Source organism: Rubrivirga sp. SAORIC476 (assembly GCF_002283555.1).
In the GTDB taxonomy this organism is placed as follows: Bacteria; Bacteroidota; Rhodothermia; order Rhodothermales; family Rubricoccaceae; genus Rubrivirga.
In genome coordinates this window covers 1-24,750 of the sequence record NZ_MVOI01000003.1, presented here as the reverse complement: position 1 = coordinate 24,750, position 24,750 = coordinate 1, and the positions used below count along the sequence as shown (strand labels likewise).

Below are 24,750 nucleotides of genomic sequence, written 5' to 3'. Positions count from 1 at the left end.
GGCAGGGTCAGCGGATGGATGAAGAAGTGCCCGCAGGGGCGTGCGAAGGACGGATCCGAGGACTCAAACGTATGTTCAGCACCCGGTCCGTGGACGTGCGGTTTCGATCCGTACGCCGACGCCGGGCTCACCCTTCCCTCGCTGTGACGCTTCGACGCATCCTGTTCGCGCTGGCCGTGCTCTCGGTCGGGGTCCTCGTCGGCTTCCCGGCGATCCGTCTGCTCCAGGCCGATCCGGAGACGCCGTCCACGGGGCCCCGGACCCCGGCGGCGCCCGCGGCGGTGGAGACGGTCCAGATCGGCGCCGACGGGCCGCCGCCCGCCGACCCCATCGACGTGCCGGACCTGGTGGACCTGAGCAATCAGCGCGTGATCGTCGCGCGGGAAGTCGACCGGGCCGTCGTCTACGTGGAGGTGGAACTCGGAACCGGGTACGCGCGCGTGCAGACCGAGGCGGGCAGCGGCATCATCATTTCGCCGGCAGGCTACGTCCTCACCAACGCGCACGTCGTCGCGCGGGCTACGGAGGCGACGGTGATCCTCCCCTCCGAGAAGCGCGAGTACCGCGCCGAGGTCGTGGGCACCGACCCGACCACCGACATCGCGGTGCTGCGCCTCTTCGAGGTCGGCGTCGCGGAGGACGAGCCCCTGCCGGTCGCGTCGCTGGGCGACTCCGACGAACTCCAGGTCGGGGAGACGGTGCTGGCGGTCGGCAGTCCGTTCCGACTCCGCAACTCGTTCACCTCGGGCATCGTGTCGGCCCTGGGCCGGGGCGGTCTCAACGCGATCCAGAACGAGTTCGCCATCGAGGACTTCATCCAGACCGACGCGGCGATCAACCCCGGCAACTCGGGCGGAGCGCTGGTGAACCTCCGCGGTCAGGTGGTGGGCGTGGTGACGGCCAACGCTTCCGAGACAGGATTCGCGGAGGGCTACGGGTTCGCGGTACCGATCAACCTCGCTCGCGTCGTGGCCGAGAGCCTGATCCGCTACGGCGAGGTCCGCCGCGGGTACCTCGGCGTGGAGGTATTCCCTATGTCACGTGCCGACGCCCGTGAGGCGGGCATGCCGGACGTGCGGGGCGTCCTCGTGACGCGCGTCGTCTCCGGCGGCCCCGCGGCTCGTGCTGGCCTGCAGCCCGGCGACGTGCTCCTCGAAGTCGGCGGACGAGCCGTCGACGAGCCCAACCAGTTCCAGAGCCGCCTCGCCATGTACAGCCCTGGCCAGGAGATCGACCTCGCGGTCTGGCGTGGCGGCGCCGAGCGCAGCCTGGAGGCGACGCTGACGGACCCGCGGGACCCGTCGCTGGAGGACTGGTTCGCCAGCACTCCCGCCGCTGGCGGGCCGGCGACCGGGCCGCAGGAGGAGGAGGTCTCGCGGACCGAGGCGCCGGACTGGGGCGTCCGCTTCCGCGACCTCGCCCGCGACGAGAGGCGCCGCTTCGAAGAGGGCGCGTTCGTCGAGTCCATCGAGCCCGGCAGCGCCGCCGAACTGGACGGCCTGCCGCGCGGCACGGTGGTGGTCGCCGTCGAGAACCAGCGCGTCTCGACCGCCGAGGAGGCGCGCATCGCGCTCGCCCGCCTCGCCCGCATGGACCGGCCCGCGCTCCTCCGCGTCCGCCGCCCCGACGGTCGGACGGCGTTCTACGACCTGGCATCGCCCTTCGTGGACTGACGAACCTGGGAGGCTGAGCCTGGGGTGAGGCACCCAGCCACTCGTCAGGGGGAGGGGCGGCCGCGAAAGCTTGGCGAGGGGGTGGCGAGGCTACGCGTACGGTGCCACCTTCTGGTCGGCTGCGGTACCGTGGCTCCGACCCCTGAACTCCGAACCTCGAACTCCGAACTCGTGATCCGCTACCTCACCGCCGGCGAGTCCCACGGCGAAGCCCTCGTCGGCATCGTCGAAGGGATGCCCGCAGGCGTGCCCGTCGTCCCGGCCGACCTCAACGAGCACCTGTCGCGGCGCTGGCTCGGCTACGGGCGCGGCGGGCGCGCGAAGGTGGAGCGCGACCAGGTGCAGGTGCTCGGCGGGGTCCGGTTCTCCCACACCATGGGCAGCCCCATCGCGCTGCTGCTGCCCAACGCGGCCTACGAGGCCGACCGCACCGGCTGGCCCGAGAAAATGGCCGTCGAGGGCACCGGCGAGGGAATCGAGCGGATCACGCTGCCACGGCCCGGCCATGCCGACCTCGTCGGCGCGCAGAAGTATGGCTTCGACCGCCCGCCCCACGGGCCCGACGTGCGGCCGGTGATCGATCGGTCGTCGGCCCGCGAGACGGCGATGCGGGTCGCGTGCTGCTCGGTCGCACGGCAGATGCTGCGCGCGCTCGGCATCGAGGTCGGCAGCCACGTCGTCCGCCTGGGCGAGGTGGGCATGGACGACCCGGCCGAGTGGAGCGAGGCCCGCGACGCGCTGCTGGCCGAGGGCGGCGCTCGGGCCCTTTATGAGGCTGCCGACCGGTCGGAGGTCCGCATGCTCGACGCCGACCTGACGGAGCGCACCATCGAGCACATCAAGGCGGCCAAGAAGGCGGGCGACACGCTGGGCGGCGTGTACGAGGTCATCGCGACCGGCGTCCCGGTTGGCCTCGGGAGCTACGCGCAGGGGGACCGGCGGCTCGACGGGCGCCTCGCGCAGGCCATCCTGTCCATCCAGGCGCAGAAGTCCGTCGAGGTGGGCGACGGCTGGCTGGTCGGGCGGCGCCCCGGCTCGGAGGTCCACGACCCGATCACGCGGGACGGCGACCGCTGGGGCCGTACGTCCAACCACGCGGGCGGCGTCGAGGGGGGCATCTCGAACGGCCAGCCGCTGGTCGTGCGCGGCACCATGAAGCCGATCCCGACGCTCATCAAGCCCCTCGGCACGGCGGACCTGGAAACGGGTGAGAGCCAGCCGACGCGCTACGAGCGCAGCGACGTGACGAGCGTCCCGGCCGCCAGCACGGTCGCCGAGGCGACGGTCGCCTGGGAGATCGCCGTCGCGCTCCTCGAGCGCTACGGTGGCGACACCTTCGAGGCCCTCCAGGAGCGCGTCGAGGCGGACCGGGCACGCGGGCTGTAGGGACCGGGGAGGCTGGTAGGATCAGACCATCCGTCGCTCAGGCTGGCGCCGGACCTTGGAGGCATCCACGACCCCGCCTCTCATGCGTCGACTCGCCTGCCTTCTCGCCCTGTCTCTGGCCGCGCCCGTGCTCGCCCAGCCGAGCCCGCCCGCAGTGGAGGCGCACCAGTACCGCTACGACCTGATGGTGAGCCTGAAGGGCGCCTACCCGGGCGGAGTCGGGATGGACGCCGAAATCCAGATCGACGACCACCTCCGCGCCCGCCTCGGGGTGGGCTTCGCCAATGCCAACCCGTTCGCGAACACCGCCGATCCGGTCGGGCGGGCGCTGCTGCTGGGGGCCGTGGGCCCGCAGACGCTGGAGGCCCAGGGCGGCGTCGGCTTGTCGGTGACCAACACGACCGTCACGCTGACGGACCGACTCGGTCAGTACACCGGGACGGTGCGTCAGGTCGCCATCATTCCCCACGTCTACGCCGGGGCGCGGTCCGTGCTTTCCCTCGGGGCGAACGATCCGGGACGGTCACCGTCGGCGCCGCGCCTCTCCGTGCGCGCTGGCGCCCTGCTGAGCGCAGCCGATCCGGGACGGGAGCGGCCGCGGATCCAGCCGGAGGTCGGTTTCGGGTTCGCGTTCTAGGCGCTCTCGCCGCGCCGCTCGGCGTCGGCGAGTCGGGCGGGACGGGGCGGGTTGTCGCCCGCAGGCCAGCCCTCGCGCTGGCGCGTCCGGTCGCCGTCGGTCTCCTCGGTCTGGTCGTGGAAGAGCACCACCTGGGTCGGGAACGGCAGGTCGATGCCGCCCTGCGCCATCTTCGCGGCGATGTTCTGGAGCACGAGGTCGCGCGTCTTGACCACGCTGGCGCGGCTGGGATCGGTCCACCAGCGGAGGCGGAGGTTGAGGCTGGACCCCGCGAGGTCCCACGTCAGCACGTCCGGTGCGGGGTCGCTCAGGATGCCCTCGATGCCCGCGACCGTGTCGAGCGCGATCTGCTTGGCGGTGTCCACGTTGTCGCCGTAGCCGATGCCGATGTCGTACTGGCTGCGGACCATGCCGTAGGCCGTGATGACCTGCACCGGGTCCGAGTAGATCTGGCTGTTCGGGATGATGACGCGGCGTCCGTCGTAGGTCCGGATGTAGGTAGCGCGCGTCTCGATGGCCTCGACAGTGCCCGTGTAGTCGCCTGACACGATCTCGTCGCCGATACGGAACGGCTGGCGGAGCAGCAGGAGCACGCCCGCGAGCAGGTTCTGGAACGTGTCCTGGAACGCGAAGCCGATCACCACGCCGCCGACGCCCAGCGCGCCCACCAGCCCGGTCACCGTGAACGTCGGGAAGACGACCACGAGCCCGACCAGCACGCCGAGCACCAGCAGAAAGGCCGTCGCCACGCGCCCCAGCACCATGCCGATGGGCGAGTCGATGGGGCCGGGCGTGATCCGGTGGATGGCGCTCCGCACGCCCTTCGCGACGAGCCAGAAGAACAGCAGGACGACGATCCCCACCGCCACGCGCGGCAGCGAGGCGAAGAAGGTGTCCACGAACCCCTGCACCGTGCTGACGGCCTCGCCGGTGGCCTCGGCCAGGGAGACGTTCACGGTGTCCGCCGCCGTTCGCGGGAGCGCCCCCTCCGCGGTGATGACGGTGTCGCGTACGACCGAGCCTGAGAAGAGGGTATCGGCCTGCATGCGAAGAACGGTGGATGGGAGGGGGGAGAGGACGCCTGCGGCAGGGCCCGCGGTTCCCCCGCAGCCGTCCGGTCACCCTCACACCGAATCCCCCCGCCTCGGCGGACCTCGGGGGAGGGGCCGGGGTAGCTTCCTCGTCCCCCGACCGACGCCCGTATGCCGAGCCGCCCGAAGACCGCCCAGGAGACCCGCGACGCCTTCCTCGCCTTCTTCCGCGAGAAAGGCCACGAGATCGTGCCCAGCGCGCCCATCGTCCCGCAGGACGACCCGACACTGCTGTTCATCAACGCGGGCATGAACCCGTTCAAGGACGTCTTTCTCGGGACGGGCACCCGCCCGTACGTTCGCGTGGCGGACACCCAGAAGTGCCTGCGCGTCTCCGGCAAGCACAACGACCTCGACGAGGTCGGCCTCGACACGTACCACCATACGTTCTTCGAGATGCTCGGCAACTGGAGCTTCGGGGACTACTTCAAGCGCGAGGCCATCGCCTGGGCCTGGGAGCTGCTCGTCGACCGCTGGGGCCTCGACGCCGACCGCCTCTACGTCACCGTCCACGAGGGCGACGAGGCGCTCGGCCTCGGGCCGGACTCCGAGGCGGCCGACCTCTGGTCCGAGGAGACCTCCATCGACCCGGCCCACATCCTCTACCAGTCGTCGAAGGACAACTTCTGGATGATGGGCGAGACCGGGCCGTGCGGGCCATGCTCGGAGATCCACGTCGACCTGCGCGACGACCACGAGCGGGCCATCACGCCCGGCCAGCAGCTCGTCAACAAGGACGACCCGCGGGTCATGGAGATCTGGAACCTGGTGTTCATCCAGTTCGACGCGACCAAGGACGGCGAGCAGACGGTGCTGGCGCCGCTTGCGGACAAGCACATCGACACGGGCATGGGCTTCGAGCGCATCTGCGCGGTGCTCCAGGGCAAGGCGTCCAACTACGACACGGACCTCTTCACGCCCATCCTGGCGGCCATCGCCGAGACGGCCGGCCTGAAGGCGTACGACGACTACGACGAGGCGGACGCCGATGACAAGCGCATCCGCGTGGCGATGCGCGTCGTGGCCGACCACGTTCGCACCCTCGCCGTCGCCATCGCGGACGGGGCGCTGCCGGGCAACACGGGCCGCGGCTACGTGCTCCGCCGGATTCTTCGGAGGGCGGTCCGCTACGGCTACCAGGCGCTCGGCCTCCGCGAGCCGTTCATGGCGTCGCTCCTGCCCGCGCTGGTGGGGGAGATGGGCGAGGCGTTCCCGGAACTGGCGGAGACGCAGGAGACGGCAGCCCGGATCATCACGGCCGAGGAGGAAGCCTTCCTGAGGACGCTGGCGAGCGGGATCGAGATGTTCGACCGTACAGCAGACGTTGTTGAGTCGTACAGGGACGGTGGCTCAGATGAGAAAGCGTACACCTCCAAGGTGCACGTCAGTCCGCGTGGGCACGTAGGAATGGAGGTCGTACCTACTGGGCCAATCAAGGCAGTCGTGGCGGAGTTGTTGAAGATCAGCGACTCACTCGACGGCGCCATTGATCAGTTTGTCACGGCTGCTGAAAAGGGTGTGTTCTCAGGCGACATCGCCTTCCTTCTCCACGACACGTACGGCTTCCCGTCCGACCTGACCGCCGTGATGGCCCGCGAGCGCGGCCTGATCGTGGACGAGGCCCGGTTCGAGGAGCTGATGGGCGAGCAGCGGGACCGCGCCCGCGCCGCGGCCGGGTTCTCGATGGCCGGCGAGGATGTCGACCTGTGGGATGCCACCGTCGACACCCCCGCCGAGGTGACCTTCGTCGGCTACGACCGGCTGGAGGTCACCGGCGCGCGCATCCTCAAGACCCGCACGGTGGGCGAGGGCGAGGAGGCCCGCCACGAGCTGGTGCTCGACACGACCCCGTTCTACGCCGAGTCCGGCGGGCAGGTCGGCGACACCGGCCGCCTCGACGTGGGCGGCGAGGTGCTCCGGGTCCTCGACACCGTCAAGGGCGCCGACGGCCTGATCGTCCACGTGGTGGACCGCCTGCCGAACGACCGCGACGCCGAGGTGACCGCCACCGTCGGCGCCGACCGGCGGCAGCGCATCATGCGCCACCACACGGCGACCCACCTGCTGCACGCCGCCCTCCGCGAGACGCTCGGCACGCACGTCCAGCAGAAGGGCTCGCTCGTCGCCCCCGACCGCCTCCGGTTCGACTTCTCGCACTTCGAGAAGCTGACCGACGAGGAGCGGCGGACCGTGGAGGACCGCGTCAACGCGCTCGTGCTCCAGAACATCCCCAAGGACGAGGCGCGCGACGTGCCCATCGACGAGGCCAAGGCGCGAGGCGCAATGGCGCTGTTCGGCGAGAAGTACGGCGAGCGGGTCCGCGTGATCACGTTCGGGCCGGACATCTCGGTCGAGCTGTGCGGCGGCACGCACGTCGAGTCGACGGGCGAGGTCGGCCTGTTCTCGATCACGTCGGAGGGCTCGGTCGCGTCGGGTGTCCGACGCGTGGAAGCCGTCGCGGGCGAGGCGGCGCTGGCCTGGATGCGCGGCGAGCTGGACGAGTTGGGCGCCACGCGCGGCCTCTTCAAGCAGCTCCCCGACGGCCTCCCGCTGACGGTGGAGGGCCTGCAGAACGACGTGAAGTCGCTGGAGGCGACCATCGCCGGGCTCCGCAAGGCGCAGGCGGCGGCCGGGCTCGACCAGATCCTCGCCGAGGCGGAGGCGGTCGGCGACGTGCGCGTGGCCACGGGCGAGATCCCGGGGGCCGACATGGACACGCTTCGCGACCTCGCCGAGACGGCCCGCAACCGCATGACGGCCACCGGCGGCGGCGGCGTCGCCGTGTTCGGATCGGCCGACGCGGAGGAGGGCAAAGCCTACCTCGCCGCGTCCGTCACCGACGACGTGATCGCGCAGGGCGTCCAGGCCGGGAAGCTGGTCGGCGCGCTGGCGAAGACCGTCGGCGGCGGCGGCGGCGGCCGGCCCACGCTGGCGACGGCCGGCGGCAAGAACCCCGACGGCCTCGCCGACGCGCTGGGGGCGGCGGCCGACGAGGTCCGCGCGATGCTGGAGTAGGGGCACGCCGCCGCGTGTGCCCCTGGACAGAGTCCTGCCGAGACGGGGCACGCCGCCGAGGTGGGCTAGGCGACCCCGTCGCCTCCCGTGGGCGCGTCCACGGTGAACGCCTCCACGGGCGCCTCGATGCCCTTGAGCCGGAACGTCTGTGGGGGGCCGAACGCGACCACGCTGGCGGTCCGGTCGTGGACCTCGCGGGACACGAGCACGCCGCCGGGCACGCATGCGCCCTCCAGCCGCGCGGCCAGGTTGACGCCCCGGCCGATGGCTGTGAACTCGACCAGTTCGTCAGAGCCGAAGTTGCCGACTGTTACCTCAGCCTGATGGATGCCGATGCGGAGGTCGAGGTCGTCGTGGAGGCCGGTCGCGCGCCATCCGGCGCGGAGGCGCGTCATCGCGGCCTGCATCTGGACGGCCATGTCGACCGCGCGTCGGGCCTGCTCGTCCGGCTCCATCGGGTCGGCGGCGCCGAAAAGGACCATGATGCCGTCACCCATGAACTTGTCCAGCGTGCCGCCGTGGGCGTCGATGAGGGCCACCATCTCGTTCAGGTACTCGTTGAGGAGCGCCGTCACGCGGGCGGGCGGCGTCGCTTCAGAGAGCTTGGTGAAGCCCGCCAGGTCGGTGAACACGACCGTCACCGGACGCCGCTCGGCCTCCACGGTCACGTCGCCCTCCTGGTTCAGAATCCGGTCGACGACCTTCTTGGGGAAGTACTTCCGCAGCCGGGACCCGCGGACGATCTCGGCGAGCTGTGCGCGGACCTGATCCTGTAGGGTCTCATTCAGGTCCGAAAGCTGCCCGTTGAGGCGCTCGACCTGTGCCTTTTCGTCCGCCAGCTCGCGCGTTCGCTCGGCAACGACGCCTTCGAGGCGCTCCGCGCGGGCGCGGAGCTGGGCCGTCCGCGCCGTGGTCGCGCCATAGGCCAGACCAAGCAGGGCGAGCACGCAGAGCGCCAGGAACCAGCCGGTCTGCCAGAGGTGCGGCTCGACGGTGAACGCGACCGTGGCGTCGGTGTCGCTCCACACGCCGTCGTCGTTGGCGGCCTGGACCCGGAACACGTAGTCGCCCGGCGCGAGGTCGGTGTAGTAGGCCGCGCGCCGCGCGCCCGCAGCGGTCCACTCGCGGTCGCGGCCGTCGAGGCGGAAGCGGTGGCGGACGCGGCTCGGGGAGAGGTAGCTCAGCCCGGCGTAGCGGAACTCGAACTCCGAGGCGCCGGGCGAAAGCACGATCGGATCGTCCCCAACTTTCAGCCGCGTGCCGTCGACCAGCATCACCTCCACGATGGCCTGCGGGGGAAGCGTGTTGGTCGGGATGCGCGCCGGGTCGATCCGCGCGACGCCGCCATTGGTGGGGACGTAGATCACCCCGTCGGTGGCGCGGGCCCCCGCGGGCTGGCTGCCGCCGTTGGCCTCGGCGCTGGGCAGCCCGTCCGGCCGACCGTAGCGCGTCATCTGGACGGCCGCTCCGGACCGGGCCGCCTCGGCGAGCGCGTCGGCCGAGGCGACCGCGACGCCCCGGTTGGAGGTGAGCCACAGCCGGCCCTGCTCGTCCTCCAAGATCTGAGGGACGATCTGAGAGGGGAGCCCCTGGGCCGTCGAGACGCGGAACAGGCCGTCGTCCAGCAGGAGCAGCCCCGACCCGTCCGTGCCGACCCACAGCGCGCCGTCGCGGCGCCGATGGAGCGAGAGCACGTTGTCGCCCTCGGTGCCCGGGACCGGCTCCACGGTCCGGCCGTCGTAGCGCAACAAGCCCGCGCCGTAGGTCCCGATCCACAGCTCGCCGTCGGGGCCGCCCGCCAGCGCCGTCACAGCGGCCTCCGGCGCGCCGGGCGCCCGGAGGGGCACGAGGGCCTCGCCGTCCCAGCGGCTGAGGCCGGTCGCGGTCCCTACCCAGAACGTGCCGCCGTACTCGTACAGAGCGATCACGTACGGGTCGGGAAGGCCCGATCGCGGAGTGAGGCACCGTTCGACGCGCCCCCGCACGATCCGGCACAGCCCGGCCCCCTCGATCCCGGCCCACACGTCGCCGTTCTCTCGCACGTACACCGTCGAGACGTCATCGCCGAGCAACCCGTCTGCGGCCGTGAGCGTCTGAACGACGCGCCCGCCGACGATGTGCGCGAGGCCGCCGGTGGTGCCCACCCAGACCCCGCGGTTGCGGTCCGACGAGATCGTGTAGGCCCGATCAGCCGGAAGTCCCTCCCGCGTGGTGAACGGGATGAACTTGGACGTGCGGAGCCGGGCCAGCCCGCCGCCGCCGGTCCCGATCCAGAGGCTGCCTTCGCGGTCCTGGAGGAGCGCGAGCACCGTGGCGAGGTCCGCACCGCTCGCCTCGGCCAGGGTCTCAACCGACTGGCCCTGGACGCGCCGGAGCCCGCCGCCACCAGTCCCGACCCAGAGCGCGCCTCCCGTGTCGACGTAGAGGGCTTCGATCGGAACGCCGGGCGCGACGTCGGGGCGCGGGCGGAGGCGGCCCCGCGTGAGCAGGGCGAGCGGCTCCTCGCTCAGAGGGCCGACCCAGAGGGTGCCTCCGGAGCCCTCGGCGAGGGCACCGATGGGTTCGGCCGCTGCCCCCCCGAGGCGGGTCAGGTCCTCGACGCGACCGCCGACGATGCGCGCGAGGCCTTCGCGCGTGCCCACCCAGAGCGTCCCGTTGCTCCCTCGAACGAGGACACGCACGTAGGACGTCGGCAGGCCATCGTCGACGCCGAGGCACTGGACGCGGTCCGCGCCGGGGGCCAGCCGGCAGAGGCCGTCGAACGTGCCTGCCCACACGGCTCCGTCGGGGGCGACGGCCAGCGCCGCGACCGCCAGGCTCGGCAGGCCGGCCTCGGTGCCGTAGGCGCGGACCCCGAGGTTCTGGTCGACGAACACCAGCCCGCCTCGCCGCGTGCCGACCCAAACGCCGCCGTCGGGGCCGGGCGCGAGAGCCCGAATGTCGGCGTCCGGGAGCTCGTCTTCGCCCCGGCCCAGGACCGTAAACGTGACGCCGTCGAAGCGGGCCAGCCCCTCCTGGGTGCCGAACCACAGGTGCCCGTCGGTCGACTGGGTGATGGCTTCGACGCGGCTCTGCGGCAGGCCTTCGGCATCGCCCCAGGCGTCGGCGGCGAGCTGGGTGACCGCGCGGTCACCGTCGAGCCGGTTGAGGCTCGGCGCCTGAGCAGACGCGCTCAAGCACAGCGCGAGCGTGGCGGCGAGGACGAGAGGCAGGCGAAGGATCAACGAAGGGGCCTGAGGGCTTAAAAACGGCGTAGGACGATGGAGGACGTGGTGTGTCGGGGAGCGACTACAAGGGGAGGGAGCCGACCAGAATCGCCGATTCTGAAACGTAATCATCGCTCGCGGTGTGCGGGACCGGTCCGGTCGGGCCGTGCAAATGAGCGCTGCCGTGTGCCTGGCGCCAGCGAGGCGGCCTCCTTGTCTAGATTTAGGGCCTTCCCTGGCGCCACCACGTATGTCCACCCGTCCGCTTCTCGCCGCCGTCCTGATCTGCGCCGTCCTCTCGGGCTGCGACACGATGTCCTCCCCGTCCGAGCGGTCCTACGCGGCGTCGCCGCAGGATGGCGCGACCGGCCCCTCGGCGATCCGCATGGCCGCGGCCACTGCCGACTCGGTGGATCTGCTCGTCCTGTTCGTGCCGGGGACCGTCCCGGAGGAGGGCTCGGACGAAGTGTTCGAGGAGCAGGACGTCCGTCGCCGCGGCTACGTCCAGGAGTCGACCCCGGGCGTCGCCATCACGGTCGCCTCCAGTGACCTCGACGTGATCCTTCTGCTGCTGAGCCTCAGCCCGATCGTCGACTCGGTCGAATTCGACATCACCCTCGAACTTCCGGCCATCCTGGGCGACTACGTCCCGCTGAGCCACGACTACACCGGCCATCCGAACGACGCGACCATCGCCGCCACCACCGACCCCGACGCGTTCGAGGGCCAGATGCTGCCGTGGAGCGTCGACTTCGTGGGCGGGGACAGTTCGACCGCCGTTTCGGGCGACGGCTCCGGGACAGTCGACATGGACGTGTACGTGATCGACTCGGGCGTGGACCACCCGGAGGTCAACGTCGTGGAGTCGGTCCGCTTCTTCCCGGCCTCGGCCGACCCGGGGTCGACGCTCCACGGCAATCACGTCGCAGGCATCATCGGCGCCACCGACGACGGCACCGGCATGGTCGGTGTCGCGCCGGGCGTGCGGATCCACTCGCTCGACGTGTTCGACGGGTCGGGGACCGCCAGCATGAGCCGCCTCATCCAGGCCATGGACCACGTCCTCGCCGCCCGACGCGCCAACCCGTCGACGCCGATGGTGGTCAACCTGAGCGTCGGTGCGAACGTGGGCACGACGGAGCTCAACGCCCTCGACCGGGCCGTCCAGCAGGCCATCCAGGAGAACGTGGTGGTGGTGGTGGCGGCGGGCAACCAGGCCATCGACGCATCTCAGGTGTCGCCCGCGCACGTGCCCGACGCGATCACGGTCGGCGCCTACGGCACCGGGCGCCGCTTCGCCGCCGACTTCTCCAACTACGGCTCGGTGGTGGACCTGATGGCGCCGGGCGTCCGGGTCGTCTCGGCGGCCGACGACGGCAAGTACGCCGCCCTGGACGGCACCTCGATGGCGGCGCCTCATGTCGCGGGCGCCGCTGCGCTCTACCTCGCCACCTACCCGACGGCCCACTGGCGGCGAGTCGGGACGATGCTCGGCCGCCGCGGGCGCGACTTCGTCCGGTTGACGCCCGACGGGACGACCGACCTCTCGGTCTGGCTGACGCGGCTGTAGGCGCTCGGCCTGACGGGCTCTTCACCGAATCCCGTGTGCGGGTGCGGCGTGGGAGGCGTTGACTTGCACTCCACCTCCCGACGCCTCATGTCTCGCCTCGCCGCGCTCGCCGCGCTCCTCGTCGTCTTTCCGGTCGCTGCCCAGGACACGCTCCTGATCGAGAGCGTGCCGACCTACTCGGCCGGGATGGGCCGGGCGGACGGTCCGTTCACGCTCCTCTCCCTCCGCGACGGCGCCCTGGTGGTGGCGCCCGACGTGTCCTCCCGCGCCGACTCGGCGTCGACGGCCTGGGACCTCGGTCTGCGTGGAACGGAGGTGATCCTGAACGGCGGCGAGAGCGGCCCCGGTGGCCTCACGGGGGCGCTCGTGCCGATGGCCTTCGAGTCCGTCCTCGCGCTCCCCGAGGCGCTCGCGGCCGACGGCGAGGGCGCGTGCCCCCGCGGCGCGGCGCGCGTCGTCTGCAACGGCTCCGGCAACGGCTGGTACGAGTACGCCAGCAACGGCGTCCAGCCGCTCCCCGACCAGACGCTCGTGATCCGCCGCCCGGACGGCTCGGCCGCGAAGGTGCGATTCCTGTCCTATGTCTTGGGCGACGCGCTGCCGAGTGGCGTCCGTCCGCGGTACGTGACGCTGGAGGTCCAGCCGCTCGGCGCCGAGGGACACTGACCGTGGGGGCGCGAGCCATCCGCGACGCGGTCCTCGTCCACCTCGGCTTCGGGCTGGTCGCGGTGGCCGGGCTCGCGCTGCCTGCTCCTGCGCTGGGCTGGCGGCTGCTGGGGCTGGTCGTGCTTTACAACGTGGCGCTCCCGGTGGTGGGACGCGTCCGAGGGCACCGCGGGTGGATCGGCCTCTGGGCGTTTCTGCTGCCGCTGAGCCTCTTTCAGGTCATCCCGGACGCGTTCCTGGCCGATGCTCTCGGCTCGATCGACTTCCCCGACACCGGCGGGCCGCGCATCGGTCCGCTGCCGCTCGCGATGGCGGGCATGTGGACCATCCCGCTCTGGGCGTCTCTCTTCGCAGCCGACTGGCTCGGACGAGGCGACCTCCGGCGGGGGACGGTCTGGGCGGCGGTTCTGGCCGGCGGTGTTCTCGTCGCCTCCGAGGCAACCCTCTGGGCCGTTCCCATCTGGCGGGCCGTCGACGTGGCGATGGTCGGGCCTGTGGCTCTGTACGTCATTCTGCCTGAGGTGCTGCTCGGTGCGGTCGCATACCGAGCGTGGCAGCGGGTGCGAGACCGGTCGCGTGGGCTCCAGGTGGTGGCGGCTGCGCTCGTTTCGACCCTCTACCTGGGGGCGCTGGCGGCGAGTTACCTGCTCGTTGACGTCTGGTAGCGGGGCGTCGCGCGTTCCGGGACTTTTCACCGGGAGGGACCGGACGCCCCGGATTGGGTCGCGTAGTTTGGACACCCCCAGGAGAGGTGCCAGAGTGGTCGAATGGGGCGGTCTCGAAAACCGTTGTGCCCTCACGGGTACCGTGGGTTCGAATCCCACCCTCTCCGCAGCGCGGCCCCGGCTCATTCCGAGTCGGGGCCGCGTGTCGTTTGGGGAGGTCTACCAGCCGGGGAGGTCTACCAGCCGGGGCGGTCGGACGGCGGGCGGTCGGGCCGTGGGGCGTCCGTGTGGGACGGCGGGACCGGCGGGAGGCTCACCGGAGGCAAGTCGGGGAGGTCGCGCTCGCCGAGGTCTGCCGGGCGGCGCGTCGGGATCCGCTCCATCGGGTCGACGGGCGGGCGTGTCGGAGGCGGTGCCGGCGGGGGCGGTGCCGGTGGGGGGGCGGGTGGCGGTGCAGGCACCGAGGCGGAGGCGAAGAGCGCCCGCTCGGCCGCGCGGCGGCGGACGAGCCCTTCCAGTCGCTGGCCCTGCGCCAGGACCCACCGGTCGAACTCGGCGGCGGCCTCGGCCACGCGTCCCGCGTTGAGCCGCAGCAGCAGCGTCGACCCGGCGAAGTTGGTCGCTCCGACGTTGTAGGTGAAGCTCACCAGCGCGTCGAACTGGGCCTGCACGAGCGGCACCGAGACGTGCCGCAGCACCGCCCGCTCGTACGCGCCGACGGTGTCGCTCAGGAGCTGGCGCCCTTCGGCCTCGGTCAGCGGCGGCGTCAGGCCGTCGGGAAGTGCCCCCGTCCATCCGTAGCCGATGGTCCGCACCCCGACCGGGTCCAGGTACCAGTCGGGCTCGAAGCCCTCGAAGCGGACGATGAGTCCGATGCCGGTGGGCGAAAGGCGGAGGTCGTCGTTGTCCGGGTGGGGCATGGGTCGGAGGGCGAGATCAGGAGGCGACGCCGCCCGCGAGCTGGTCGAGCAGGAAGACATGGTCGCGGATGACAGCGCGGAGGAAGGCTTCCGGCGGCATCGCGACGGGCTCCATCTCGAGGCGCGTTTCGACGGCCGCCTTGGCCTTGCGCGCCAGCAGCACGGAGCGCCGGTCGCGCGGCGAGAGCCGGAGGCGGACCAGCACCGCGCGGAGCGTCCGCACGTCGGCGTCGGAGAGGCGCTCGGCCTCGGGGAACTCGGCGACGTGGTCCGCGGGCGCCCCCGGGTACAGGATCTCCTCCAGGCGAACCCGGCGGCGGCGGCGTACGACCGTGGTCCCGGCTGCCATGTCGCCGAGGCGCTGCGACTTCTTGGAGGCCGCCACCGCCACCACGGCGGCGGTGCCGCTGGAGATCGTGATGTCCACGAACCGGAGCAGCCAGCGGATCAGGTACTGACCCAGCGTCGGCTGCGCGCCGTCCACGCGGGCGACCTGGATCTTGAGGAGCATCTTGCCGGGCGTCTGGCCCTCGAACAGCACCTCGAAGGCGAGGTGGTACACGAACACCGGCAGCACCACCAGCAGGAGGAAGCCCGCCGTCGAGTTGAACAGGCCAGACGCGCCGAGGGCGACCGTGGACGCCATCCACCACGCGCCCACGATGACGCCGTCGGCGAGCGTCGCGAGGATGCGCTGCCCGAGGCTGGCCGGCTCCAGCGCGAGCGGGACGTTCTGGGCGGTCTGGATGTCGAGGGAGAGGTCCATGGGCGAAGGATAGAACCGAGACAAACCCGGAGCGCCCCGCATTTCCTGTTTCCCGCGCGCTCGTGCCTCCGTCCGGTCCCCTGGCCCCGGGCCGCGGTACCTTGATCGCCCTCACTGCGCCCACGGGCGGTTCATGCGCGCCATCGTTGTCGGAGCCGGGGATGTCGGATACGACGTCGCTCGCCTCCTGTCTCTCCAACGCCACGACGTCACCGTCGTCGACACCGACCCCAGGAAGGTCGAGCAGGTCCGCGAGACGCTCGACGTGCTCGCCATCGTCGGCTCCGGGACCTCCGCCAGGACGCTCCGCGAGGCCCGCATCGAGGACGCCGACCTGATGGTCGCCGTCACCGACATCGACGAGGTCAACATCATCGCGTCGATGCTCGCCGAGCGGGTGGGCAAGAGCCCCGCCGACACGGTCACCATCGCGCGCGTCCGCAGCGACGAGTTCTCCGGCGACGGCGCCGTGCTGACGCTCGGCGACTTTGGCATCGACCACATCATCCACCCGGAGCAGTCGACGGCCAACGAGGTCGTGTCGCTCCTCCGACGGGCGGCGGCGACGGACATCGTGGACTTCTGCCAGAACCGGGTCCAACTGGTCGGCATCCGCATCGAGCGCGACTCGCCCCTCTCGGGCACGACGATGATCGAACTCTCGCAGATGAGTTCGCTCCCGTTCCGCATCATGGGCATCTCGCGCGGCGTCCGCACCATCGTGCCGTCGGGCGTGTCGACGGTGCAGGGCGGCGACCAGGTGTTCGTGCTCGTCGAGACGGGCAAGGTGTCGCAGGTGGCGAAGGTGCTCGGCAAGGAGGTCGGGCGGCTGCGGCACGTCATGATCCTGGGCGGGACCAACGTCGGCGCCCGCGTGGCGGCCGGGCTGGCGGGCCGCACCCGACGCGAGGGCGGCATGGAAGTCAAGCTGGTCGAGAAGGACCGCGCCCGTGCCGAGCACCTCGCGGCGACGCTCGAAGGCGTGCTCGTGATTCACGGCGACCCGGCCGACATCGACCTGCTGGTGCGCGAAGGGTTGGCCGAGACCGACGCGATCGTGGCGGTGACCGAAGACGAGGAGTCCAACCTAGTGTCGTGTCTGATGGCCAAGCACCTGGAGGTCCGCAAGACGGTCGCGCTGCTGTCGAAGAGCGCCTACATCCCCATCTCCCAGTCCATCGGCCTCGACGCCGCAGTGAGCCAGAAGCTGGCCGTCTCGCGCGAGGTGCTGCGGTTCCTGCGCGGCTCGCACGTCCGCTCCGTGGCGACCGTCCACGGGCTGGACGCCGAGATCCTGGAACTCGTCGCCGACCCCGGCGCGCCGATCACGCGGAAGCCGCTCGCGAAGCTGAAGCTGCCCAAGGGCATCTTGCTGGGCGCGGTCGTCGGCCAGCGCGTCGAGATCGCGACCGGCACCACGCAGGTGGAGCCCGGCCAGCGGTGCGTCGTGTTCGCGACGCCGGAGCGCGTCGGCGACGTGGAGCCGCTGTTCAGCGCGTGAAGAGTGGGGAGTGAAAGAGGGGCCCGTTGACCGTGCCTCGCGCCTCTGCTACCCTTCGCCCGTCTCCACCCTCACCCGTCCCCCGTTGATTCTCGACTGGAAAGCCATCGCAGGCATTCTGGGCGTCCTTCTGGCCGCCCTCGGCGTGACGCTGGTCGCCCCCGCACTCGTCGGCCTGGCGTACGGCGAGCCCGAGTGGTGGGCCTTCGGCGCGACGGCGATCGGCTCGGTGGTCGTGGGCGCGGGGCTGTGGGTCGGGTTCAAGCCCGAGGACGAGTTGCGGGTGCGTGAGGGGTTCGCCATCGTGGCGCTGGCGTGGTTCGTGCTGTCGCTCGTCGGCGCGCTACCGTGGGTCATGACCGGCGTGCTGACGGAGTTCGCGGACGCCTTCTTTGAGGTGATGAGCGGGTTCACGACGACGGGGGCGACGATCCTGGGCGGGGCGGACACGCCCCAGATCGAGGCCGTCCCCAACGCGTTCCTGCTCTGGCGGAGCCTCACGCACTGGCTCGGGGGCATGGGCATCATCGTGCTCACCATCGCCGTGCTGCCGCTCCTCGGGGTGGGGGGGATGCAGCTCTTCAAGGCCGAGGTCCCCGGCCCCAGCGCCGACAAGCTGACGCCGCGCGTCACCGAGACGGCCAAGCGTCTGTGGGCCATCTACGTCGCGCTGACGGTCGTCCAGACGCTCCTGTTGCTCCCGGCGATGTCGCTCTTCGACGCCGTCAACCACGCCATGGCGACGCTGGCGACGGGCGGGTTCTCGACCGAGAACGGCTCCGTCGGGCAGTACGGGAGCGCCTACGTGGACTGGGTGATCACGGTGTTCATGATCCTGGCGGGCATGAACTTCGCCCTGCACTACCGGCTCCTGCACCGCGACTGGTCGGCGACCAACAACGAGGAACTGAAGGTCTACTTCACCATCCTCGGCCTGGCGACACTTCTGCTCACGCTCACGCTGTGGACCCCGACGAGCGAACTGCTCCCTGCCCCGGTGACGCTCGACGGCGAGGTCGTCACCCAGCAGGTGGTCGACGAGGTGGTCTCGGACGGGGCCACGCTCGACGAGGCGCGGACCGAGCCGAGCACACGCACCGGAGGCGAGGAGATCGGCGGCGGCGCCGAGGCGGCCGACGCGCTGGCGTCGCGCGCGGAGCGTGGGCGGACGGTCATCCACTACGACTCCGTGCTGGACGCCCTCCGCTTCGGCGCCTTCCAGGCGGCCTCCATCATCACCACGACCGGTTTCGGCACGGCGGACTACGAGGTCTGGCCGCCGCTCGCGCTGGTGGTCCTGTTCGCGCTCTTCTTTGTGGGGGGCATGGCAGGGTCCACGGGCGGCGGGGTCAAGGTGGTGCGCGTGCTGCTGATCCTGAAGAACTCGTTCCGCGAGCTGCGGCTGCTGGTCCATCCCCAGGCCATCCTGCCGATCCGCCTGGATCACCGGGTGGTTCCGGAAGGCATCATCCGCAACGTGCTCTCCTTCATCGTGTTCTACGTCGGCCTGATCGGCGTTGGGACGCTGCTGATGGGCGTGCTGGGGCTCGACATCTGGAGCGCGTTCAGCGCGACGTTCTCGTGCGTCGGCAACGTCGGCCCGGCGTTCGGCGCGATGGGGCCGACGGAGAACTACACGCACGTGCCGGTGGCGGGCAAGTGGCTGCTCTCCATCCTGATGATGGCCGGGCGACTGGAGATCTTCACCGTGCTGCTCCTCTTCACGCCCGGCTTCTGGAAGCGGTGAGGCGCGGTGCGGCTGGTGGGCGTAGGCATGGAAAAGGGCTGCGTGCGCCCTCCACCTCGGTGCCGAGGCGGGCATCTTGAGTTCTCACCCCTAGTTCCCATGCACCTCGACGCCTTCCGCGACCACTGCCTCGCCCTGCCGGGCGCCGAGGAGACGCTGCCGTTCGGGCCGGACACGCTGGTGTTCAAGGTCGGCGGGAAGATGTTCGCCCTGATGGGACTGGAGCGGCTGCCGCCGTCCGTCAACCTGAAGTGCGATCCGGAGCGGGCCGTCGAGCTTCGGGAGCAGTACGACGCGATCACGCCGGGCTGGCACATGAACAAAGTCCACTGGAACACGGTCGGGCTGCAGGCGGACGTGCCCGATGACGTGATCCGAGAACTGGCCGACCATTCCTATGCGCTCGTCCGCGCCAGCCTGCCGAAGCGCATCCGGGCCGAACTCGACGCGCAGTAGCCGGGGGCACGAGCGGGCGAACAGCACGCGCGGCGGGGCGTAGATGCGGCCCATCGACCCATCGTCCCCTCCCCATGCGCCCGCTCCTCTTCGCCCTCGCCCTCCTCGTCGCCGCATGCGCCGACGCTCCCGCTCCTGAGCCCGCCTCCGCCGAAGCGCCGACGACGGACGTGGCGACCGCCCCTTCACCCTCCGGCCCGGGCCGGGCCGTCGCCCAGATCGCCGAGGTGGATGGGTCCGGCGTGACCGGCTCCGTCGAGTTCGTCGACCTCGGCGACGCGGTGGAGGTGCGCTACAACCTCTCGGGCCTGACGCCCGGCGAGCATGGCTTCCACCTCCACCAGACGGGCGCGTGCGGCCCCGACTCGACCGGCACGCCCGCAGGCGCGGCGGGCGGCCACTTCAACCCGCTCAGCAGCGAGCACGGCGCGCCGAGCGCGGCGCCCGCTCAGCGGCACGCGGGCGACCTCGGCAACATCCTCGCCGAGGCGACTGGGCAGGCGCTCGGCGTCCGCATCGACTCGGTGCTGTCGTTCGAGGGGCCGACGGCGATCCTCGGCAAGGCCGTGCTGGTCCACGGCGGCACTGACGACTTGACGAGCCAGCCTAGCGGCGACGCCGGTCCGCGCGTGGGCTGTGGCGTCATCTCAGAGGTGGCCAGCCGGAGCGAAACCGGGAATCTGGGGGAAGGCCCGATCGAAGGGATTGAGCCGTAGCGGTGCGTTCGGGGGGATTCAGAACGCCCTCTGAGCCGCCCAGCGCGGCGAATCGACCGTTCGGAGGCGCGTCCGACCGTTCGTAACGGCGCACGGGCAGACGCAACCGTAGCAGTGCAGGGGAGGCGCGGGGGGGGTGTACCTTTTTGAGGTTCACGCCCCCTTCTTCCCGTCTCCTATGCACCTGTCTACCCTCCGGGCGGCGCTCCTCGTCGCCCTCTTCGCGTTCCCTGCTCTCGCGTTCGCTCAAGGCACCGTCCGTGGAACGGTGACCGACGCCGAGACCGACCAGCCGCTCCCCGGCGTCACGGTCTTCGTCCAGGCCACCAACACCGGTACGACCACGGACGTGGACGGCGGCTACGAGCTCACGCTCCCGCCGGGCCAGCGCCGCCTGCAGTTTTCGTTCGTCGGCTACCGCGACCAGGAGGCCACGGTCCCTGAAGGGCAGACCACGTTCGATGTGGCGCTCGAGCCCGACCTCCTCGGCCTCGACGAGGTCGTCGTGACCGGGCTCGGTACCTCGGTCCGACGCGCGAACCTCGCCAACTCGATCGAGACCATCTCTGCGCGAGAGCTGTCTGAGATCTCGCAGCCTCAGACGCTGGACGGCGCGCTCAACGGAAAGGTGACCGGCGCGGTCATCAACTCCAACTCGGGCGCGCCTGGCGGCGGCATCAACATCCGGCTGCGCGGGATCACGACGATCAACGGCAACAGCCAGCCTCTGTACGTGGTCGACGGCGTCATCGTCTCGAACGACGCGGTCTCGAACGGCGTCAACGTCGTCACGGCGGCAGCCGGGGGCGGCAACGCATCCAACCAGGACAACCCGGTCAACCGCATCGCGGATCTCGCACCGGAGGACATCGAGTCGATCGAGATTCTGAAGGGCCCCTCGGCCGCGGCCATCTACGGCGCGCGCGCTTCGAACGGCGTCGTCGTCATCACGACGAAGTCCGGCACGGCGGGGCGCACGGAGGTCCGACTCTCGCAGTCGGTCGGCGTCACCCAGGTCCAGCGCCTGCTCGGGACGCGCCAGTTCGACGAGGCGACGGCGCGTGAGGCGTACGGTGAGATCGGGGCCGAGCTCTTCCGCCAGGCGAACGGGCGGACCTACGACTACGAGGAAGCCCTCTTCGGCAACGACGGCCTCCTGCTCACGACCGACCTCTCGGTCTCGGGCGGCAACGAGCGGACGCAGTTCTATGTCTCCGGCGTGGTGAAGGACGACGAGGGGATCATCGCCAACACGGGCTACGAGAAGCAGTCCGGCCGTCTCAACCTCACCCACCGGCTGAGCCAGGTCTTTTCCGCCGACGTCAACGCCAACTTCATCCGTTCCGAGACCGCCCGCGGCATCACCGGCAACGACAACTCCGGGACGACCTTCGGCATCGGTCTGCTCTCGACGCCCAACTTCGTCGACCTCTTCCCGGACGAGAATGGGGTCTACCCGGACAACCCGTTCAACTCGGCGAACTTCCTCCAGACGCGCGACCTCGCGACCATCGAGGAGACGAACAACCGGTTCCTGGGCTCGGGACGTCTGACGGCCAACCTGCTCACGAGCGAAACCCAGTCGCTCCAGTTGATCGGTATCGGCGGCGTCGACTACTACGCGCTGGACCAGATCAACCAGTTCCCGGTCGAACTCCAGTTCGAGGACGACGACCAGCTTCCGGGGACCTCGACGCTCGGCCAGACGCGCAACCTCAACACGAACCTGCAGGTCCTTGCAGTCCACGGGTACGCCCCGCGCGACCGAAACCTCTCGTTCACGACGCAGGTCGGCTACACCGCGTTCGACCAGGAGTTCGACAACGTCCTGAACGTGGCCCAGGGCCTGATCCCGAACCAGACCAACCTCGACCAGGCCTCGACGCTCCAGACGACGCAGGCACGCCTGTTCCAGAACGACCGGGCGGTGTTCGCCCAGGAGGAGGTCAACTGGAACGACGCCGTGATCGGCACGGTCGGCGTTCGTGCCGAGCGGTCGTCGTCCAACGGCGACGTCGAGCAGTTCTACGCCTACCCGAAGGCGGGCCTCGCGATCAACCTGACCAACCTCGGCCTGCTCCAGGGAGGTGCGGTCGATCTGCTCAAGGTTCGCGCGGCATTCGGGCAGACGGGCAACACGGCTCCCTTCGGGGCCAAGTTCACGACCTTCGGGACGCTCGCCGTCGGTGGCAACATCGGCCTGTCGATCGGCGGACAGCGCGGTCTGGCGGACGTCGTGCCGGAGCGGGCGACCGAGATTGAGGGCGGTATCGACCTGACCCTCCTGGACGGGCGCGTCAGCTTCGAGGGTACGGTCTACACCAAGTCCATTGACGACCTGATCCTGACGCGTCAGGTGCCGTACTCGACCGGGTTCGCCTTCGAGACGTTCAACGGCGGCCAGCTCCGCAACAATGGCATCGAGCTCGGCCTGAGCGTGATCCCGGTCGACGGCCCGACGGTCCAGTGGGTCTCGCGGACGAGCTTCTGGGCCAACCGCGCCGAGGTCACCGAACTCACCGTCCCGCCGTTCCAGGCGGCCGGCGGTGGCTTTGGCGCCAGCCTCGGGTCGGTCCGCATCGAGCAGGGCCAGAGCCCGACCCAGATCGTCGGGGACGTGAACGGGGAAACGGTTCAGCTCGGCGACGTCTCGCCGGACTTCCAGATGTCGTTCTTCAACGACGTCACCATCATGCGGCGGCTCCGGCTGACGGCGTTCGCGCACTGGAAGAAGGGGGGAGACGTGATCAACCTCACGCAACTCCTGGCCGACCTGCTGGGCACGAGCCCAGACTTCGACCTTGACGACGACGGCGACGGCATCCCGAACATCGAGCAGCGGCCGGCCGGTGCTGCGGCGTTCGTGCAGAACGCGTCGTACTTCCGGCTCCGCGAGGTTCGCGTCGACTACGACGTCGCCCCGTCCGCCTTCGGCCCGTTCGCGGGCACGCTCCGGAGCCTGCGCCTCGGCGTTTCGGCGACCAACCTGCTCACGATCACGCCTTACAAGAGCTACGACCCGGAGGTCAGCAACTTCGGCAGCCAGCCGGTCGCGTCGGGCGTGGAGGTGGCCCCGTTCCCGTCCTCGCGGAACCTCTACTTCCACATCAATCTCGGCCTTTAATCGCGCCTCTCTGCCGCCTTCCACTCTTGACTGATTCCATGACCACCCTTCTCCGCATCGTCGTCTTCGGCGCCGTCGTCGCGCTCGGGCTCACGGGCTGTGACGCCTTCGACATCGAGGACCGGCCGAACCCGAACGGGCCCGCCCTCGACGACATCGTCGACAATCCGACCGAAGCCAACCTCTCCAACCTCGGCATCGGGATCGAGGCCTCGGCCCGGCTCGGCCTCGGAACCTACCTCGTCGACGTCGGCGTGCTCGGCCGCGAGTACTGGCGCGTGAGCCCCTCCGACCCGCGGTTCACCAGTGACCTCCTCGGGAAAGGCGACTTCACCCTCGGCAACAACGAGTTCTACGTCATCACGCCCTGGAGCGCTCGGTACACCACGATCCGAAACGCGAACACCATGCTCGTCGCCCTTGAGGGCAACACGACGCTGTCGGACGGGGAGAAGGCTGCCGCGCGCGGGTTCGCCAAGACGTGGATCGCCTACTCGTATCTGCTCAACCTCAACCTGACCGCCCAGAACGGGCTTCGGTTCATTGAGCCTGGCGCCGACGAGGCCGGGCCCATCGTGGGGTACGACGAATCGCTCGACCGGATCGCTGCGCTCTTCGATGAGGGGTACACCGATCTCCAGGCCGGGTCCGATCTCTTCTTTGCCACGACGGTGGCATCGGGCATCCCGGCGGGTACCGACGGCTACGCGCTCGTCAACCGGGCGCTCGCAGCCCGTGTCGACGCCTACCGCGAGGATTGGCCCGGCGTGCTCGCGGCGCTCGAGGATTCGTTCCTCGACCCCACCGCTCCTCTCACCGACGGGGCCTACCACGTGTTCTCGACCGGGGCGGGTGACATCACCAACCCGTTCTTCTTCCCCCTCGACGGCAACGGCGACGGGGCACTGGCGCACCCCTCGTTCGTCGCCGACATCGCGGATGACGACGACCGACTCGCCAAGGTGTTCGAGCGCACGGACTCCCGGACGTTCGACGGACTCACCTCGGCCTTCGACGTTGACGTGTACGCGTCGCCGACGGCAGCCATCCCGATCATCCGCAACGCCGAGCTGATCCTGCTGCGTGCCGAGGCGCGTGCGCAGACTTCTGCGCCCGGCGCTGCCGTCGCCGATCTCGACGTGATCCGGACCGCGGCCGGCCTCGCCCCTTACACCGGTGCGACGACGCAGGCGGCGTTGATCGACGAGGTGCTCCGGCAGCGGCGGTATGAACTCTACGCCGAGGGGCACCGCTGGATCGACCTCCGGCGCTACGGCCGCCTTGGCGGTCTGCCCATCGACCGCGCAGGAGACGACATCTTCAGCCAGTTCCCTCTGCCTGAGCAGGAGGTGCTCGACTCGTAGCCTCGTCCGCCTCAAGGTCTTCGTGGCATGCCCGAGAACGAGAGACGCGGCGCCCGCTGTCACAGAGGTGGCGGCGGGCGCGTTTCTGTCATAGGGGTGGGGCAGTGGGCCGGGCCGTCGCCCAGATCGCCGAGGTGGATGGGTCCGGCGTGACCGGCTCCGTCGAGTTCGTCGACCTCGGCGACGCGGTGGAGGTGCGCTACAACCTCTCGGGCCTGACGCCCGGCGAGCATGGCTTCCACCTCCA

At 70.6% G+C, this 24,750-nt stretch carries 17 protein-coding genes and 1 tRNA gene; 14 read left to right on the top strand and 4 right to left on the bottom strand.

The features are described 5' to 3' along the window. Window positions 1-143 precede the first annotated feature (143 nt). The 3 genes from B1759_RS01920 (at window position 144) to B1759_RS01910 (ending at window position 3,696) form a co-directional block, all read left to right on the top strand. On the top strand, window positions 144-1,673 hold the full coding sequence (locus tag B1759_RS01920) for a trypsin-like peptidase domain-containing protein (RefSeq protein ID WP_143537235.1): 1,530 nt from the start codon (window positions 144-146) through the stop codon (window positions 1,671-1,673). A gap of 171 nt (window positions 1,674-1,844) precedes the next feature. Continuing rightward, on the top strand, window positions 1,845-3,059 hold the full coding sequence (gene aroC / locus B1759_RS01915; RefSeq protein ID WP_095515029.1) for a chorismate synthase: 1,215 nt from the start codon (window positions 1,845-1,847) through the stop codon (window positions 3,057-3,059). 82 nt (window positions 3,060-3,141) lie between these two features. Further along, complete coding sequence (locus tag B1759_RS01910) at window positions 3,142-3,696, top strand: hypothetical protein (protein WP_095513349.1); 555 nt, start codon at window positions 3,142-3,144, stop codon at window positions 3,694-3,696. On the opposite strand, the gene B1759_RS01905 is transcribed toward B1759_RS01910, so the two are convergent. Further along, window positions 3,693-4,742: a mechanosensitive ion channel domain-containing protein gene (locus tag B1759_RS01905; protein ID WP_198948716.1), complete on the bottom strand. Its 1,050-nt coding sequence runs from the start codon at window positions 4,740-4,742 to the stop codon at window positions 3,693-3,695. The genes B1759_RS01910 and B1759_RS01905 overlap by 4 nt on opposite strands. 156 nt (window positions 4,743-4,898) lie before the next feature. Here B1759_RS01905 and alaS point away from each other — a divergent pair, with 156 nt between their 5' ends. Then, the gene (gene alaS / locus B1759_RS01900) at window positions 4,899-7,802 is read left to right on the top strand and encodes an alanine--tRNA ligase (protein ID WP_095513348.1); all 2,904 of its coding nucleotides are present in this window, start codon (window positions 4,899-4,901) and stop codon (window positions 7,800-7,802) included. A gap of 65 nt (window positions 7,803-7,867) precedes the next feature. Here alaS and B1759_RS01895 read toward each other — a convergent pair whose 3' ends face one another. Further along, window positions 7,868-11,026 carry a two-component regulator propeller domain-containing protein gene (locus tag B1759_RS01895; RefSeq protein WP_095513347.1) on the bottom strand — a complete coding sequence of 1,053 codons (3,159 nt, stop codon included), beginning with the start codon at window positions 11,024-11,026 and terminating at the stop codon, window positions 7,868-7,870. Between the two features lie 232 nt (window positions 11,027-11,258). Between B1759_RS01895 and B1759_RS01890 the strand changes: the two genes are divergently transcribed. The 4 genes from B1759_RS01890 to B1759_RS01875 all read left to right on the top strand — a co-directional run bounded on the left by B1759_RS01890 (window position 11,259) and on the right by B1759_RS01875 (window position 14,076). After that, window positions 11,259-12,578: a S8 family serine peptidase gene (locus B1759_RS01890; RefSeq protein ID WP_143537233.1), complete on the top strand. Its 1,320-nt coding sequence runs from the start codon at window positions 11,259-11,261 to the stop codon at window positions 12,576-12,578. Window positions 12,579-12,665: 87 nt separating this feature from the next. Beyond that, window positions 12,666-13,244, top strand: a complete 579-nt coding sequence (locus B1759_RS01885; RefSeq protein ID WP_095513345.1) for an HmuY family protein — start codon at window positions 12,666-12,668, stop codon at window positions 13,242-13,244. 2 nt (window positions 13,245-13,246) lie between these two features. Then, the gene (locus B1759_RS01880; protein WP_095513344.1) at window positions 13,247-13,909 is read left to right on the top strand and encodes a hypothetical protein; all 663 of its coding nucleotides are present in this window, start codon (window positions 13,247-13,249) and stop codon (window positions 13,907-13,909) included. Window positions 13,910-13,989: 80 nt separating this feature from the next. Next, window positions 13,990-14,076, top strand: a tRNA-Ser gene (locus B1759_RS01875). A gap of 69 nt (window positions 14,077-14,145) precedes the next feature. Here B1759_RS01875 and B1759_RS01870 read toward each other — a convergent pair. After that, window positions 14,146-14,829 (bottom strand): lysozyme, encoded by a 684-nt coding sequence (locus B1759_RS01870; protein WP_198948715.1) that lies wholly within the window; start codon window positions 14,827-14,829, stop codon window positions 14,146-14,148. Between the two features lie 16 nt (window positions 14,830-14,845). Further along, window positions 14,846-15,595: an RDD family protein gene (locus B1759_RS01865; RefSeq protein WP_158225069.1), complete on the bottom strand. Its 750-nt coding sequence runs from the start codon at window positions 15,593-15,595 to the stop codon at window positions 14,846-14,848. 133 nt (window positions 15,596-15,728) lie between these two features. On the opposite strand from B1759_RS01865, the gene trkA reads away from it, so the two are divergent. From trkA to B1759_RS01835, 6 genes are all read left to right on the top strand, one after another. Further along, the gene (trkA, locus tag B1759_RS01860; protein ID WP_095513342.1) at window positions 15,729-17,096 is read left to right on the top strand and encodes a Trk system potassium transporter TrkA; all 1,368 of its coding nucleotides are present in this window, start codon (window positions 15,729-15,731) and stop codon (window positions 17,094-17,096) included. Window positions 17,097-17,181: 85 nt separating this feature from the next. Continuing rightward, entirely contained in the window at window positions 17,182-18,843 is a 1,662-nt protein-coding gene (locus tag B1759_RS01855) for a TrkH family potassium uptake protein (RefSeq protein WP_095513341.1), read from the top strand. 99 nt (window positions 18,844-18,942) lie between these two features. Further along, the gene (locus tag B1759_RS01850; protein ID WP_095513340.1) at window positions 18,943-19,299 is read left to right on the top strand and encodes an MmcQ/YjbR family DNA-binding protein; all 357 of its coding nucleotides are present in this window, start codon (window positions 18,943-18,945) and stop codon (window positions 19,297-19,299) included. Window positions 19,300-19,373: 74 nt separating this feature from the next. Further along, window positions 19,374-20,015 carry a superoxide dismutase family protein gene (locus B1759_RS01845; protein ID WP_095513339.1) on the top strand — a complete coding sequence of 214 codons (642 nt, stop codon included), beginning with the start codon at window positions 19,374-19,376 and terminating at the stop codon, window positions 20,013-20,015. A 178-nt stretch (window positions 20,016-20,193) separates the two neighbouring features. Next, window positions 20,194-23,139 (top strand): SusC/RagA family TonB-linked outer membrane protein, encoded by a 2,946-nt coding sequence (locus B1759_RS01840; protein ID WP_095513338.1) that lies wholly within the window; start codon window positions 20,194-20,196, stop codon window positions 23,137-23,139. A 38-nt stretch (window positions 23,140-23,177) separates the two neighbouring features. Continuing rightward, window positions 23,178-24,503 carry a RagB/SusD family nutrient uptake outer membrane protein gene (locus tag B1759_RS01835; RefSeq protein ID WP_095513337.1) on the top strand — a complete coding sequence of 442 codons (1,326 nt, stop codon included), beginning with the start codon at window positions 23,178-23,180 and terminating at the stop codon, window positions 24,501-24,503. Window positions 24,504-24,750 lie beyond the last annotated feature (247 nt).